The sequence below is a fragment of the Xanthomonas prunicola genome (genome assembly GCF_002846205.1).
GTDB lineage: Bacteria > Pseudomonadota > Gammaproteobacteria > Xanthomonadales > Xanthomonadaceae > Xanthomonas > Xanthomonas prunicola.
The window spans coordinates 1-363 of sequence record NZ_PHKV01000083.1 but is presented as its reverse complement, the minus strand read 5'-3'; the positions used below and the strand labels follow the sequence as shown (position 1 = coordinate 363).

Below are 363 nucleotides of genomic sequence, written 5' to 3'. Positions count from 1 at the left end.
TGCGTAAGCCCATAGACGAGCTCAGCTGTATCTTGCGAAAGCCCAAGCATCTGAAGCGAACGACCACCTAAAGTCGGAGTTGATACTCCTCCAAAAAGAGTCTTTGAGCCGCTAATCGCGTTGTCGGCACCAGAAAACCCTACATAGCCAACCGCAAAGCAGCCCAAGCCAGTTGTGCAGATGGGAGCGGCAACGAAAGCACCTGCGACCTCAGCAGCTCCTCCGAACATTTGCACTCCACCCAGGGTGCGAGTTCCTACATTATTCCTGGAGGACCAGTCTGAAAGCGCGTCAAAAGGCGTGTAGGTAAAAAGCGGTAAGTTTGCTTCTTGGCTAGCTCCGCTCAGAGCGTCTGCCATAGAG

General features: G+C 53.4%; 1 protein-coding gene. It reads right to left on the bottom strand.

Features of this window, described 5'->3' with window-relative positions; genetic code table 11:
- Positions 1-230: hypothetical protein (locus XpruCFBP8353_RS24170; protein WP_211287872.1), on the bottom strand; the 230-nt coding region annotated here is incomplete at its 3' end.
- Positions 231-363: the final 133 nt, after the last annotated feature.